This is a genomic window from Bacillus sp. 1A, from assembly GCF_052682215.1.
In genome coordinates this window covers 5,408,352-5,420,996 of sequence record NZ_JBQYLZ010000001.1, presented here as the reverse complement: position 1 = coordinate 5,420,996, position 12,645 = coordinate 5,408,352, and the positions used below count along the sequence as shown (strand labels likewise).

Sequence of the window (12,645 nt, the reverse complement as noted above, 5' to 3'; positions counted from 1 at the left end):
CTATATATTTATGACAAGGATGTCTTAAGAAGAACTAGTTGATGGTTTGATAGAAATAATTTGTCCTTTCGCCTGCAATGGGCGAAGGGGCTCTGTAAATCCACCGCTATTTGAGAATTTAGATAGAGCTTTAATACTTCCTGCAGTACCAATTTGGAATACAGAAGAGGTTGTAATGCTATCAATTCTAATGCTATTAATGATGATGCTTTGGTTTACATAAAAATTCAATGCAATCGCCTCCTCTAAGTTGAACCAATTATCGCTTGATCAATTACATCTGAATCATTGACAGTCGTTGCGCTTTGATAATTGTAGACAGAAACGTTATCTCCAACATTAAAAGAGCCGGCCCCAGCAAAAGCGCGTGAATAACTAATAGGCCTAATCGCAAATACATCTCCAATATGAAAAATACCACTTGATCCAATATTGACGATACGAATATGTCCGACCATAGCTGGCATACAAAACACCTTTCGTTTTTAAAATTTTCTTTTCTACTATTGTATGGGCGTTTTCAATAAAATGTGTTTTTTTTTATAAAAGAAACACACACGTTATTGCGTGTGTGTATTGAGTGTTTGATTAGGGTGAAAATCCGTATGTACATGCCAAATTACATTTAAGAGCCTGTCCAGTTCTTGGCTACAATCCACTGTTTTTTGAGAAGTCATTCCGTAGCGTTCAGCAAAATAAATCATTTTTTCACGTTTTTTTTCAATCGCTTGCTCAAACATTGAAATCGGCTCCATCTCTAAATGAAATTTTTAGTATATATGTAGTACATATTATACAAAAAACCAATAAAAAAGAAATACCTTCGCTAAAAAAAGTAAAATTTCTACATTTTATGCCAAATATAAAGGAGTAACGAATAGAATATGAGAAGAATATTGTAAAAATTAGCGTGTATGAGAAGGTTTTTTTCTTACGGATGCGAATACAATTAAAGGTCATGAGTTTTAGGATGGAGAGTGGAAATATTGCGTTTGGTAACGGCGAAAAAAGATGAAAAGGTATTTGTAGGTATTGTGGATGAAGAGGAAGAAAAGGTATTGCATGTAAGAGAAGCGCAAAGACAAAAAGGGGAAAAGGTTACGATTCCGATTACAATGTTAGAGTGTATTGAAAGAGGAACCGAATGCTTTGAAAAAATATGTGATATTGTAAATTGGGCGAAAGAAAATGAAGGGGCAGCGTATTATCCGTTAACTGAGGTGAAAATATTAGCACCAATTCCAAGGCCAAGGAAGAATATTCTTTGCGTTGGAAAGAACTATCGTGAGCATGCGATAGAAATGGGTGGAGTAGAGTCAATTCCAGAAAATATAATGATCTTTACGAAAGCGCCAACGACGGTTATTGGAATGAATGAAAAAATTAATAGTCACCCCCACGCAACGAATGAACTAGACTATGAAGGAGAACTAGCTATCATCATTGGTAAGCGAGGGAAACAAATAAAAAAAGAAAAAGCGCTTGAGCATGTTTTTGGTTACACCATTATAAATGATATAACTGCTCGCGACATTCAAAGGAAACATAAACAATTTTTTCTTGGAAAAAGTTTCGATACATTTTGTCCGATGGGACCGTATCTAATTCATAAATCAATGGTTGAAACGCCAAATGCGTTACACATTGAAACAATAGTAAATGGGGAAGTAAGACAAACTTCAAATACAAATAAAATGATTTTTTCAATAGAAGAAATCATTTCAACGATAAGTAAAGGAATGACGTTAGAGCCAGGCGATATTATCGCAACAGGAACGCCAGCTGGTGTCGGAAAAAGTTTCACACCACCGAAGTTTTTGCATGCGGGTGATGAAGTGGTCATTATAGTAGAAGGAATTGGTACTTTACGAAATGTAGTGAAATGAAAAAAGAGCTATCTTGTGAAAAGATAGCTCTTTTCTATGGTCTTGGGTGATAGAGGTAATCGATAACCGAAAAAGTGTAAAGACCGACGAATGCAAGTGTACAAATACCAAATAGTATAACCGTAAGTGCGCTTTTTTCTCGTCCAAAACCAATGATAGTAAGGGTAACAGCAGTCCAAAATGATGCTTTCAGTAGTGTGAATGTAGTAGAAGTTGAGTAGTGACTAAGCAATGTTACGGAAAGGAGGAAGCCAAAGAATGTAACTAAAATAAAAGATGTAGCTAAATAGTTAATATGTTTACCATACCTTAATAACATATCGCACCTGCTTTCTAAAATAAAATACAGAAAATTACAATTTTATTTTAGTATAAATCAATATAAAAAGAAAGAGGTTGCCCTAACATGTAGGACAACTTCTCTATTATTACGATAATACAGCTTTAATTTTTTGGAACGCCCACTCTAAATCTTCTTCAGAGATTACTAGAGGTGGTGCGATACGAATTACATTTTCGTGTGTTTCTTTACATAATAGCCCAGCTGCTTTTAATTGTTCACAGTAAGGACGAGCTGGCTCGTTTAATTCGATACCGATGAATAAGCCTTTACCACGAATGTCAGTAATCATTGGGTTATCAATTTCTTTTAATTGCCCAACTAATTTTTCACCTAATTGAAGAGAACGCTCTGTTAATTTTTCTTCTTCTAACACTTCAAGAGCTGCGATAGAAACAGCACATGCAAGTGGATTACCACCAAATGTAGAACCGTGAGAACCTGGCTCGAATACGCCTAAAATGTCGCGGTTTGCTGCTACACAAGAGATTGGGAATACGCCGCCACCAAGTGCTTTACCAAGTATGTACATGTCAGGAGTTACACCGTCCCAGTCACAAGCAAATACTTTACCAGTACGGCCTAAGCCAGTTTGGATTTCATCTGCTACGAATAAAACGTTTTCTTTTTTACATACTTCAAGAGCTTCTTTTAAGAAACCAGCTGGTGGGATGTTAATTCCTGCCTCACCTTGGATAGGCTCTAAAATAAATGCAGCTGTGTTTGGTGTAATAGCAGCTTTTAACGCTTCTAAATCACCGTAAGGAATTACAACGATGCCAGGAAGCATTGGGCCAAATCCACGCTTGTACTCTTCGTTTGAAGACATAGAAACAGCACCCATTGTACGTCCGTGGAAGTTATCTTCACAAACGATAATTTCAGCACGGTTTGCTTCTACTTTCTTCACATCATAAGCCCAGCGGCGAGCTGTTTTAATTGCAGTTTCAACAGCTTCTGCACCTGTATTCATTGGAAGTACCATTTCTTTATTAGTTAGTTTCGCAACTTTTTCGTACCAAGGACCTAATTGATCGCTATGGAAAGCACGAGAAGTTAACGTAACACGATTAGCTTGGTCAATTAAAGCGTTAATAATTTTTGGGTGACGATGACCTTGGTTTACTGCAGAATATGCACTTAATAAGTCCATATAGCGATTTCCTTCAGGATCTTCTACCCAAACGCCTTCTGCTTTAGAAATAACGATCGGAAGTGGGTGATAGTTATTTGCTCCGTATGTGTCTGTAAGTTCGATAATATCCTTAGTTTGAATCATGATTGTTCCCCCTTTTGTTATTACAAGAAGTTTGTAAATACTCTAAATATTATATCATTTAAATGTAAAAAAGCGAAACATTTCCTGAAAATAAATGAACATGTTATCATATAGAGTGAAAAAGTGTGAAAAGAGGAGGTAGGGGATACGATGGTACATATGCATATTACAGCATGGGCGTTAGGTTTAATTTTATTCTTCGTTGCGTATTCACTTTATTCAGCAGGAAGAAAAGGTAAAGGTGTACATATGGGGCTTCGTCTTATGTACATTATCATTATTGTGACAGGTTTCATGTTGTACATGGGTATTATGAAGACTGCAACAAGTAACATGCACATGTGGTATGGTTTAAAAATGGTAGCTGGTATTTTAGTTATCGGTGGAATGGAAATGGTTCTTGTAAAAATGAGCAAGAACAAAGCAACAGGGGCAGTTTGGGGACTATTTATTGTTGCATTAGTAGCAGTATTTTACCTTGGACTGAAATTACCGATTGGCTGGCAAGTATTCTAATAAAAAATAAAACCACCTTATAATCTCAAAGACTTGGGAGATAAGGTGGTTTTTTTTACTTTATGTTGCATCGATATGCAACTCTTCTCCGTTTACTTTCGTAAAACGAAACATGTTTTTATTTGACGTAGCGTGACGAACGAAATGGTGCTGCAATGTACAAATCATCTCTTCGTTATCAAATAAAAGAATATTTACTCCTTCGCATGCTTCCTCTTTCGGTAGGAAAGATAAATAATTATGACAATACATGCAATCATATAAAGAGTAATGAAGGGATTGCAATGATTCGGTTAATAATGTAAAGACAGAGTCAGGTAATTCCTCAAGCCATTCCGTATAGCTAAGAAGTAATTTTTTTCGAATTCGTATCATTTCTCCGTTTTGCAAATGGTGCTGTTCGTTGGCGATTTGTAGTACATCTTGTTCATAGAAACGAGCTGGTAGCCAGTTGTTGTTATATAAAATCTCAAAGCCATCACCGGCAATATCTTCTAATAAAAAAGCTTCATCATTTTCATCATCAAAGAATACCCATTCATTGTTTATATATTCTACATTACCGACTGTATGAGCGCGTGGCTGGTTATATAAAATATGGTTACGTTGTATCATATATGATTTCTCCTTTATAAAAAGTAGTTATTTCTGTTATAGACAGTTCGGGCATTCTTTATAACTAGACACACCTAGACATAGGTGGGCATACAATAACACACGTTTTACTGAGTGAAAATGCTATTCCGTATGTGGATAGTACGTTATCGTCAAGTTTTTCATTTTTTTGATCCGCACCTTTAAGGTGTGGATTACTGCTCGTTTAGGAAAAGAAATAAGATGGAAGGATGATTCGTATGTGCGGGATTACAGGATGGGTGGATTATAAACGATCATTAGAAGGAGAACGGGACGTCGTTACGAAGATGGCTGAGACGTTAGCAAAGCGTGGCCCGGATGATAATAAAGTTTGGATTAAAGGCAATGTCGCATTTGGGCATAAACGGTTAATCGTTGTTGATCCTGAGGGTGGTAAACAACCGATGACTTGTTTAAAAGATGAAACGAATTATGCAATTTGCTATAACGGTGAATTGTATAATACAGAAGATATTCGAAAGGAATTATTAAGAAGAGGATATACGTTCAAAGGTCATTCTGATACAGAGGTGCTATTAGCGTCGTATATTGAATGGAAAGAAGAATGTGTCGATCATTTAAACGGTATATATGCGTTTGCTGTATGGGATGAACAGAAGGAACAAGTATTTATTGCACGAGATCGACTAGGGGTAAAACCGCTATTTTATAAATATGATAGTGGGCGATTACTATTTGGTTCAGAGTTAAAAGCGATATTAGCGCATCCAGATGTGAAGGCAGAAGTAACGTTAGAAGGGTTATCCGAAATATTCGGTCTTGGACCGTCTAGAACACCTGGTCATGGCATTTATGCTGGTATAAAAGAATTACGTCCAGGGCATGCGATGACATTTTCAAAGAACGGTTTATGTATATGGAGATATTGGAATGTAGAAAGCAAAAAACATGAAGACTCCTTTGAAGAAACAGTAGAGAAAACACGCTTTTTATTACAAGATGCGATTACAAGGCAGCTCGTTTCTGATGTACCACTATGTACTTTTCTATCAGGCGGTGTAGATTCGAGTGCGATTACAGCAATTGCTGCGAAAGAATACGCAAGGTCAGGAAAAGGGCAATTACACACATACTCTGTTGATTATGAAGATAATGACAAATACTTTAAAGCGAATGCGTTTCAGCCGAATTCAGATGCGCCATTTATTCATTTGATGACTGAGACGTTTCAAACAAACCATCATCGCTGCGTCATTTCAAATGAACAATTAGCACAGTATTTAACAGAAGCGGTACTCGTTCGTGATTTGCCTGGTATGGCAGATATCGATTCCTCATTATTATGGTTTTGCCGCGAAATTAAACAAGATTTTGTCGTCGGTTTATCTGGGGAATGTGCAGACGAAATATTTGGTGGTTATCCGTGGTTTTATAGAGAAGATGATTTACAATCGAGTGCATTTCCGTGGATGCGCTCTACAGAAGCGCGTGAACAACTGCTAAAGAAAGAATGGAGAAATAAATTAAACTTACAACAATATGTACAGCAGCGTTATGAAGAATCTATTCAAGAAGTTCCTGTTTTAGAGGGAGAAAGCCCAATTGAAGCAAAGAGACGACAACTATTTTACTTGAACATGGTATGGTTTATGACAACATTATTAGACAGAAAAGACCGTATGAGTATGGGGGCAAGCTTAGAAGTACGTGTTCCATTTGCGGATCACCGACTTGTCGAATATGCGTGGAATATTCCTTGGGAAATGAAAATGTATAAAAACCGCGAAAAAGGTCTATTGCGTAAAGCGTTAGAAGGATTACTTCCAAATGACATCTTGTATAGAAAGAAGAGCCCGTATCCGAAAACCCATAATCCGCACTATACGAAAGCAGTAACAGTATGGCTACAAGATTTATTAACAGATAAAGGCTCAATTTTGCACGAACTATTTGATAAAGAACAGCTGAGTGGATTAATTGAGTCAGGTGGCAGTGCATTTCAATCCCCTTGGTTCGGTCAATTAATGACTGGTCCGCAGCTTTTAGCTCATTTAGCGCAAATTCATGTTTGGTTTAAAGAGTATGGGGTAAATATTAAAGAATAGAAGAAAAGCGACTTGCATAAAAGTAAGTCGCTTTTCTATTAAATAAATTGTCATATAAAATTCGAAATCATATTAGAAATAATACTTATTTAGAATAATTATTTTGACGTACTTATTATTAGTTGTTATAATTGGAAACAAATGTTCTTGAAAAAGATTCTCATTTATCCCACTTTAATGGGCAGTAAGACCCCCCACCTCAAAATTCAGCGAAAGAAAAGAGTTTAGGTGGGGGATCAACTGCCCATAAAAGTCCGATTGGTTCAACTAATAATCAGTGGGGGATGAAGAACCCCCACTGATTAAAGTTTCACTTTATAAAATTGAGGTGTTATATAGATGACAAAGAAAAAAATAGGTTTACTCGTAATGGCGTATGGAACGCCAGAATCATTAGATGATGTAGAAGCGTACTATACACATATTCGCCACGGGCATAAACCTTCAGAAGAAGCACTCCAAGACTTAATCAGACGCTATAAAGCGATTGGCGGAATTTCACCACTTGCAAAAATTACGAAAGAGCAAACGCATAAATTAACAGATTCTATGAATAATATATTTACAGAGTATGAATTTACTTGTTACTTAGGCTTAAAACATATTGCTCCATTTATAGAAGATGCAGTAGAAGAGATGAAGCGCGATGGAATTGAGCAAGCGATTAGTATCGTATTAGCACCGCACTATTCTACATTTAGCATTAAAGCGTATAATGATCGTGCTATTCGTCTTTCAAAAGAAATCGGTGGTCCTGTTATTGAACCGATTGAACAATGGTACGATGAACCGAAGTTTATTTCGTATTGGGCAGAGCAACTAAAAGAAACATTTACAAAGATTGAAGATAAAGAGAAAGCAGTCGTAATTTTTTCAGCACATAGTTTGCCAGAGAAAATTATTGCAGCAGGGGACCCTTATGTGGAGCAATTGCAGCATACGGCAGATTTAATTGCGAAGGCTGCCGATATTCGAAACTATACAACGGGTTGGCAAAGTGCTGGAAATACGCCTGACCCATGGATTGGTCCGGATGTGCAAGATTTAACGAGAGATTTATTTGAAAAGCATGGTTATGAATCTTTCGTATACTGTCCGGTTGGGTTTGTAGCAGAGCATTTAGAAGTTTTATATGACAATGATTACGAATGTAAAGTTGTAACTGATGAATTAAACGTGGCATATTTTAGACCAAATATGCCAAATTCACAATCTGTATTTATCGATTGCTTAGCTGAAATTGTTTCCAAAAAAATGAAGGAAATAGTTGACAAGAATTTAGTTTTGAATAATAATTAGTTTATAATAATTTTAAATAAATAATAATTACCATGAAAGAAAGAGGAGGATCCCCTAGATGAATCCAAATAATCGCTTAACAACAAACCAAGGTGCTCCGGTTGGAGATAACCAAAATTCTCGTACAGCTGGTCGCCGTGGACCGGTATTATTAGAAGACTATCATTTAGTAGAAAAACTAGCTCACTTTGATCGTGAACGTATTCCAGAGCGTGTTGTGCATGCACGTGGTGCAGGTGCTCACGGTGTATTCGTAACGAAAAACAGCATGAAGCAATATACGAAGGCAGCATTTTTACAAAATGAAGGAACTGAAACGCCTGTATTTGTTCGTTTCTCAACGGTTATTCATGGTCAAGGTTCTCCGGAAACAGCTCGTGATCCACGTGGGTTCGCTGTTAAATTTTATACAGAAGAAGGAAATTACGATATCGTAGGTAACCACTTACCAGTCTTCTTCATTCGTGATGCAATTAAATTCCCTGATATGGTGCATTCTTTAAAACCAGCACCTGATACAAATGTTCAAACACCAGATCGTTACTGGGATTTCATGACGTTAAGTCCGGAATCTACACATATGATGACGTGGGTATTTTCTGATTACGGTACACCAGCAAGCTATCGTGAAATGGAAGGTTTCGGTGTCCATTCATTTAAATGGATTAATGCAGAAGGTAAAATCGTCTACATTAAATATCACTGGAAACCACAGCAAAGTGTACGTAACTTAAGTGCAAAAGAGGTGCAAGAAGTACAAGGAAAAGACTTCAACCATGCAACTCGTGACTTGTTCGATGCAATCGAAAAAGGAAATTATCCGAAGTGGGATTTACACGTACAAGTGATGCAACTAGATGAAACGGATTCTTTAGACTTTGATCCACTAGACCCAACGAAAGTATGGCCAGAAGATCGCTTCCCGTTAATTGAAGTAGGGACGATGACGTTAAATCGTAACCCGAAAAACTTCTTCGCTGAAGTAGAACAAGTGGCGTTCTCTCCAAGTGCAACTGTAAATGGTATTGAACCATCTGAAGATAAATTATTACAAGGTCGTTTATTCTCTTATCCAGATACACAGCGTTACCGTCTTGGTGCGAACTACTTACAAATTCCTGTAAACTGCCCGTACGCAGCTGTTCATAATCAACAACGTGATGGTGCGATGCAAATCAATCAAAACCCATCTACAATTAACTACGAACCGAGCCGTCATACTGAAAATCCAGTTGAAGACCCAACTTACCGCGATTCAACTATGAAAGTAGAAGGCTATGTATCTCGTGAAAAAATTGACAAACCAAATGATTTCAAACAAGCAGGTGAGCGTTACCGTTCATTCTCTAAAGAAGAGCAAGACAACTTAATTGCAAACTTAACAAATGACTTAAAAGACGTAAATGAGCGCACGAAATTACTAGCTGTTTGTAACTTCTTCCGTGCAGATCAAGAGTACGGTATGCGTTTAGCGCAAGCGTTAAATGTTGATATTACGCAATATGTGGGAAATGCTCCGAAATAAATAGAAAAAGACGACCGGGTTTCGGTCGTCTTTTTATGTGTAAAATAAGCTTTACACGGGGTGTTTTTCATTTTCGTCATGTCGGAATTTGTTGGTAAATCGATATTCTGTGTCGAAACGTCGATGTAATGAAAGAATCGCTGATATATTTAAAAAATCGTCGATATATCCGAATAATCGTTGATATATCCGAATAATCGTTGATATATTCATGAATATACCAACTAGGGTATACCACCGGCAGTATAATAAAAAGAGATGCAATCTACTACTAATAGATTGCATCTCTTTTTTTAGTTCACTCGCTCAGTATACTCATAAGCCTTCTCTCCGTGCATCGAAATATCAAGTCCCATATGTTCTTCGTGTTCATCTACCCGAACAGGCAGGAAGAAGTTAATCGCTTTAATAATGGCGTATGTCATGATGATCGTGAATGCATATGTTGCGCCGATTGCTACCAGTTGTTTAAATAGTAAAGCAGCGTTTCCGTAAAATAATCCGTTAGCGCCATCAGCATTTACAGTAGTAGTTGCAAAGAGTCCTGTTGCAATACCGCCCCAAGTTCCTCCGATGCCGTGACATCCGAATGCATCAAGTGTATCGTCGTACCCAAATTTCGTTTTTAAGAAGAAGACAGCACCGAAACATAATACGCCGCCAATTGCTCCGATAAGAAGGGCGGAGAAAGGTGTAACGAACCCGCAAGCTGGTGTAATAGCGACTAGACCGGAAACGACACCACAAGCAGCTCCCATCGCAGTCGGTTTTGATTGGAAGAACCATTCTGAAAGCATCCAAGTTAATGCAGAGGCAGCAGCGGCTATATTTGTATTAATAAATGCAGTTAAAGCTACGTCGTTTAAAGATAATGCACTTCCGACGTTAAAACCGAACCAGCCGAACCATAGTAAGCCTGCGCCTAACATTGTGAATGGTAAATGGTGAGGAGAAGTACCGTTTATGTTTTTTCGTTTTCCAAGGAAAATAGCTAATACAAGGCCGGCGACCCCAGATGTAATATGAACGACATTACCGCCAGCGAAGTCTAACGCGCCGAGTTCTCTTAGCCATCCGCCAACGCCCCATACCCAATGAGCGACAGGATTGTAAACGATTGTTGTCCATAGAAGGATGAAAATAAGGAAAGCAGAAAATCGCATTCTTTCGGCGAATGCACCTGAAATTAAAGCGGGAGTTAAAATGGCGAACATGAGTTGGAACATCATAAATAAATTGTGAGGAATAGTAGATGAGTAGTCTGGATTTGGTGCGTAGGTAACTCCGTTTAAACCGAACCAATCGAGTGTACCGATAAGTCCGTGCCAATCTGGTCCGAATGATAAAGAATAGCCGATCACAATCCACTGAATCGAAACGATAGCCATTGCACTATAACTATGCATTGTCGTACTGAGTACGTTTTTACTGCGAACCATGCCCCCATAAAAAAGTGCCAATCCTGGTGTCATTAACATGACCATTACTGTCGTTACAAACATAAAAACCGTATCTCCTGTATTCATTCTCTCTCCTCCTATAATGTTAGAAAAAATAACATCGATTTGTTATGTTTCATATCATATTCGAAATGAAATGAAAAATCAACTAAAAATTCAGAAAACTTTATACTTCATGTTAGAAAATCTAACATGAAGTATTTTGAGGGAATGAAATCAACGTATGTGATTCGTTCTAAAAATTGGTATAATATTCTTACAATTAAAAAACATGGGGGATGCGTGTGAGGAAAATACGGACTAGGAAACTATTTATTTGTTTTTGTTTAGCTGTCGTTTTGTTTGTGCCAATACATACGTTTGCAGATGAAAAAAGAGAGTGGCGAGACGAAGTCGTATATTCCATTATGATTGATCGCTTCAATAATGGAGAACCGAAAAATGACAAACAGTTAGAAGTTGGCAATTTAGAAGGATATCAGGGTGGAGATATAAGAGGGATTATAAAAAGACTGGATTACATAAAAGAAATGGGCTTTACCACTGTTATGCTTTCTCCGCTTTTTGAAAGTGGAAAGTATGATGGGTTAGACGTGCGTAATTTTCAAAAGGTAAATGAACATTTCGGAACAGAAAATGATGTGAAAGAACTTGTACAAGAAGCGCATGCAAAAGGGATGAAAGTTATATTCCAATTTCCGCTTGGAGAAAACGAACAACAAGTTATCGACGCGATGAAATGGTGGATCAAAGAAGTCGATTTAGATGGAAGTTATGTGATACATAGTGAAAAAAAGTCGCGTTCTTTCTGGGATGACGTGCAAAAAGATATGCAAGTGATAAAGAAAGATTTTCGTATTATGACAAAGGAAGATAGTGGATATAACGAAAAAATAGTAGAATCGTTTTCTAAAGTGGATGTATCGGTGAAACCTTTATATGATGTGAGTAAAAAAGAAGGGGAATCCGTTACATTTTTAGATAATCAAGATACAAAAAGGTTTGCCCGTATTGCAAAAGAGAATATGAATTATCCACCATCTCGTTTGAAACTAGCCCTTACATATTTATTAACATCACCAGGTATTCCGAATTTTTATTACGGGACTGAAATTGCATTAGATGGAGGGGATACCCCGGATAATAGACGATTAATGGATTTCAAATCAGATGAAAAATTTGTGCAGCACATAACGAAACTCGGTGAGCTTAGACAAGCGAGACCATCTTTACGCCATGGAACGTTTGAGCTTTTATACGATAAAGATGGAATGAGTGTACTGAAACGAAAGTATAAAGATGAAGTAACATTAGTAGCGATTAATAATACGAAAGAACCACAAAAAGTTGCTTTACCTGTAAGTGTAATTGGCGAAAAACAAGAGTTACGAGGATTGTTAGAAGATGAAATTATAAGAGAAGAAAACGGGAATTTTTATCTCGTTTTAAAGCGTGAAGAATCAAATGTATATAAAGTTAACGGGGAAACAGGTGTGAATTGGCTATTTATCTCTTTAATCGTCGGTGTGAACGTATTGTTTATTGCGTTTTTAATTGTTGTTAAAAAGAGACGGAAATGAGTAATGGATGTGTGTTCTTAATAAGTACGAAAACTCTTCTGCTGAGAGGGGATAGGCT

At 37.2% G+C, this 12,645-nt stretch carries 13 protein-coding genes; 6 read left to right on the top strand and 7 right to left on the bottom strand.

The genetic code is table 11. From position 1 onward, the window contains the following. Positions 1–24: 24 nt before the first annotated feature. The 3 genes from gerPB to ACUN0F_RS27765 form a co-directional block, all read right to left on the bottom strand. Positions 25–231, bottom strand: a complete 207-nt coding sequence (gerPB, locus tag ACUN0F_RS27775) for a spore germination protein GerPB (RefSeq protein WP_001012513.1) — start codon at positions 229–231, stop codon at positions 25–27. 14 nt (positions 232–245) lie between these two features. Then, complete coding sequence (gene gerPA, locus ACUN0F_RS27770) at positions 246–467, bottom strand: spore germination protein GerPA (RefSeq protein ID WP_001111187.1); 222 nt, start codon at positions 465–467, stop codon at positions 246–248. 93 nt (positions 468–560) lie between these two features. Continuing rightward, complete coding sequence (locus ACUN0F_RS27765; protein ID WP_000462847.1) at positions 561–740, bottom strand: aspartyl-phosphate phosphatase Spo0E family protein; 180 nt, start codon at positions 738–740, stop codon at positions 561–563. Between the two features lie 246 nt (positions 741–986). On the opposite strand from ACUN0F_RS27765, the gene ACUN0F_RS27760 reads away from it, so the two are divergent. Next, positions 987–1,886, top strand: a complete 900-nt coding sequence (locus ACUN0F_RS27760; RefSeq protein ID WP_445540490.1) for a fumarylacetoacetate hydrolase family protein — start codon at positions 987–989, stop codon at positions 1,884–1,886. A 34-nt stretch (positions 1,887–1,920) separates the two neighbouring features. On the opposite strand, the gene ACUN0F_RS27755 is transcribed toward ACUN0F_RS27760, so the two are convergent. Then, positions 1,921–2,205 (bottom strand): hypothetical protein, encoded by a 285-nt coding sequence (locus ACUN0F_RS27755; RefSeq protein WP_046956998.1) that lies wholly within the window; start codon positions 2,203–2,205, stop codon positions 1,921–1,923. Positions 2,206–2,314: 109 nt separating this feature from the next. Further along, positions 2,315–3,505, bottom strand: a complete 1,191-nt coding sequence (gene rocD / locus ACUN0F_RS27750; protein ID WP_060489299.1) for an ornithine aminotransferase — start codon at positions 3,503–3,505, stop codon at positions 2,315–2,317. 150 nt (positions 3,506–3,655) lie between these two features. Between rocD and ACUN0F_RS27745 the strand changes: the two genes are divergently transcribed. Continuing rightward, positions 3,656–4,021, top strand: a complete 366-nt coding sequence (locus ACUN0F_RS27745) for a YisL family protein (RefSeq protein ID WP_000233492.1) — start codon at positions 3,656–3,658, stop codon at positions 4,019–4,021. Positions 4,022–4,081: 60 nt separating this feature from the next. Here ACUN0F_RS27745 and ACUN0F_RS27740 read toward each other — a convergent pair whose 3' ends face one another. After that, positions 4,082–4,636, bottom strand: a complete 555-nt coding sequence (locus tag ACUN0F_RS27740; protein ID WP_000616069.1) for a DUF2777 domain-containing protein — start codon at positions 4,634–4,636, stop codon at positions 4,082–4,084. Positions 4,637–4,875: 239 nt separating this feature from the next. Between ACUN0F_RS27740 and asnB the strand changes: the two genes are divergently transcribed. From asnB to katB, 3 genes are all read left to right on the top strand, one after another. After that, positions 4,876–6,723: an asparagine synthase (glutamine-hydrolyzing) gene (asnB, locus tag ACUN0F_RS27735; RefSeq protein WP_098849333.1), complete on the top strand. Its 1,848-nt coding sequence runs from the start codon at positions 4,876–4,878 to the stop codon at positions 6,721–6,723. Between the two features lie 339 nt (positions 6,724–7,062). Next, entirely contained in the window at positions 7,063–8,022 is a 960-nt protein-coding gene (hemH, locus tag ACUN0F_RS27730; RefSeq protein WP_046957001.1) for a ferrochelatase, read from the top strand. A 58-nt stretch (positions 8,023–8,080) separates the two neighbouring features. Beyond that, positions 8,081–9,547 (top strand): catalase KatB, encoded by a 1,467-nt coding sequence (katB, locus tag ACUN0F_RS27725; protein WP_061672202.1) that lies wholly within the window; start codon positions 8,081–8,083, stop codon positions 9,545–9,547. Between the two features lie 293 nt (positions 9,548–9,840). On the opposite strand, the gene ACUN0F_RS27720 is transcribed toward katB, so the two are convergent. Further along, positions 9,841–11,073, bottom strand: a complete 1,233-nt coding sequence (locus ACUN0F_RS27720; protein ID WP_046957003.1) for an ammonium transporter — start codon at positions 11,071–11,073, stop codon at positions 9,841–9,843. 212 nt (positions 11,074–11,285) lie between these two features. On the opposite strand from ACUN0F_RS27720, the gene ACUN0F_RS27715 reads away from it, so the two are divergent. Then, entirely contained in the window at positions 11,286–12,587 is a 1,302-nt protein-coding gene (locus ACUN0F_RS27715) for an alpha-amylase family glycosyl hydrolase (RefSeq protein ID WP_445540489.1), read from the top strand. Positions 12,588–12,645: the final 58 nt, after the last annotated feature.